2 protein-coding genes are annotated in these 790 nt (G+C 56.6%); both read left to right on the top strand.

Annotation, left to right across the window (positions count from 1 at the left end):
• Positions 1-119: 119 nt before the first annotated feature.
• A complete protein-coding gene (locus tag JJB97_RS18225) occupies positions 120-395 on the top strand; it encodes a ribbon-helix-helix domain-containing protein (RefSeq protein WP_238715496.1) in 276 nt (91 codons plus the stop codon).
• Entirely contained in the window at positions 392-700 is a 309-nt protein-coding gene (locus JJB97_RS18220) for a type II toxin-antitoxin system RelE/ParE family toxin (protein ID WP_238715493.1), read from the top strand. Before JJB97_RS18225 ends, JJB97_RS18220 begins: the two co-directional genes overlap by 4 nt.
• The last annotated feature ends 90 nt before the right edge of the window (positions 701-790 follow it).

Below are 790 nucleotides of genomic sequence, written 5' to 3'. Positions count from 1 at the left end.
GCAGGCGGTACACAGTTCAACCCATCCGGCAGAGCAGCGGACCCGGACGGGTAAGAATGACAGCACTGGTAATGATGAGTATGATTAAATCCTACTCTCAATAAACAGAGGTATCGCTGATGAGAACCACACAGCAAATGAGTATCACGCTGCCAAATGAAATGGCCGCGCAGGTGAAAGCCCGTGTAGCCAGCGGTGAGTATGCGTCAGAAAGTGAAGTTATCCGTGAGGGAATAAGGGCGCTGGCTGCGCGTGACCGTGCGGTGGAAAGCTGGCTACGTGAGCAGGTTGTGCCTGCTTATGAAGCGCTGAAAGCGAACCCGGAAAGTGGCGTCAGTGCCAGGCAACTCAGGGATAAACTTGCAGAAGCCCACCGGGGAAATGGTAAGGGATGAAAGCGTATCCGGTTATCTTCGCGCCGGAAGCTGAAGAACAACTGCTTGCGCTGTACCGCTACATACGCGAAGCCGCCAGTGCAGCGACAGCACAGGCGTATACGGAAGGCCTTATCGACTACTGTGAAAGCCTGGGCCTGTTCCCGGAACGGGGTAACCAGCGTGATGACCTGCTGGCGGGACTGCGGGTGACAAACTGGCGTAAGCGGACCGTTATCGCCTTCGTGGTGGAAGATGAACAGGTAAAAATCCTGGGGATCTGGCATGGCGGCCAGCAGTACGAAAGCGGGTTCACCGGAGAGTGAAGCATAGCCAGACAGCAGGGAAAGTTAGCGGGAGACGTCTGTCAGCCCGTCAGGAAGGTGGTTCGGCAGAGCGCGCCTTCCCTGGCGCGA

Source organism: Tenebrionibacter intestinalis, assembly GCF_016632365.1.
GTDB classification, from domain to species: Bacteria; Pseudomonadota; Gammaproteobacteria; order Enterobacterales; family Enterobacteriaceae; genus Tenebrionibacter; species Tenebrionibacter intestinalis.
This window is presented reverse-complemented; position numbering and strand designations above follow the sequence as displayed.

Coding starts and splice junctions, on each gene's coding strand:
- JJB97_RS18225 (WP_238715496.1), top strand. CDS start 120: ATGAGAACCACACAGCAAATGAGTATCACGCTGCCAAATGAAATGGCC.
- JJB97_RS18220 (WP_238715493.1), top strand. CDS start 392: ATGAAAGCGTATCCGGTTATCTTCGCGCCGGAAGCTGAAGAACAACTG.